At 62.3% G+C, this 1,379-nt stretch carries 1 protein-coding gene; it reads left to right on the forward strand.

Translation table 11 applies throughout. From position 1 onward, the window contains the following. Positions 1 to 1,379, forward strand: a 1,379-nt coding sequence (locus ACFFGN_RS36025; protein ID WP_380057760.1) for an acyltransferase domain-containing protein, incomplete at both ends; no start/stop codon positions are given.

The raw sequence follows: 1,379 nt of genomic DNA on the forward strand, positions 1-1,379 counted from the left end.
TTCCTCGTTCGGTATTAGTGGCACTAATGCGCATGTGATTGTGGAACAAGCCCCCGAAGATGAGGGGCTGGATATGGCGCAGAGCGCGGATGGTGTGTCTTTTGGTGACGTGGCCGCGCTGGGTGAGGGCATGGCGCCGTGGGTGGTGTCGGGGCATGGGCCGGATGCGTTGCGTGGTCAGGCAAGCAAGCTTGCAAAGTATGCGGCCGGCGGGGTGGATTTGGCGGGTGCGGCGAGAACGTTGGTGTTGTCTCGGGCTGCTTTGTCTGTCCGGGCTGTTGTGTTGGCCGATGACCGTGATGAGCTGGTTGTGGCTTTGGAGGCTGTGGCAGCGGGTGTGTCGCATCCATCGGTGGTCACGGGTGTGGCCCATGAAGGCCGCGTGGTTTGGGTGTTTCCCGGGCAGGGGGCTCAGTGGGTGGGTATGGGGCGGGAGCTTTTGCAGGTCCTGCCTCAGTTTGCGCAGCAGATCGGCGAGATCGAAGCGGCTTTGGCGCCGTATGTGGATTGGTCGCTGGAGGAGGTGTTGCGTGGGGTTGGTCCTGAGAGTGGTTTGGAGCGGGTTGATGTAGTGCAGCCGGCTTCGTTTGCTGTCATGGTGGCTTTGGCTGGGTTGTGGTCGCGTGCTGGGGCGTCACCTGATGCTGTGGTCGGTCATTCCCAGGGAGAGATCGCCGCGGCGTACGTTGCTGGGATTCTTTCGTTGCAGGATGCGGCTCGGATCGTGGCGGTGAGATCTCAGCTGATCGCTTCCCAGTTGTCCGGGATGGGAGGCATGACCTCGTTGTCGGTTCCGGCCGATCAAGTACGCCAGTGGCTGGAGGATGAGCCTGATTCGCGGCTGTCGGTGGCGGTGGTCAACAGTCCTGTTTCTACTGTGGTGGCAGGGGAGCCGGAGGCTTTGGAACAGTTGGAGGCCCGAGCGGTTCTTGCCGGGGCGACTGCGAAGCGCATTGCGGTGGACTATGCCTCCCATACACCGCAGGTCGATGCGATCCGTGTCCGGTTGCTAGAAGCCTTGGCGGACATCAGGCCGCAGCAAGGCCGTATTCCGATGCTGTCCAGCGTTACCGGCACCTGGCTGGAGGGTGCCGAGGCCGTGCCCGACTACTGGTTTGAGAACCTGCGTCAACCGGTCCGGTTCGATCATGCGGTCGACCAGCTCATCCAGTCTGGTCACAAGACGTACATCGAATGCAGTCCTCACCCGGTACTCACCGTGCCCCTCCAAGAAATTGCCGACACTGCTGGGGTGGACGTCCTGACCCTCGGTACGCTCCGCCGTGATCAGGGCACCTGGAACCGCTTCATGACTGAGGCCGCCACTGCCTGGGCCAACGGCGTCTCCCTCGATTTTGCCCGGTTGCTTCCCAACGCCC

The organism is Kribbella deserti, from assembly GCF_042434725.1.
GTDB classification, from domain to species: domain Bacteria; phylum Actinomycetota; class Actinomycetes; order Propionibacteriales; family Kribbellaceae; genus Kribbella; species Kribbella deserti.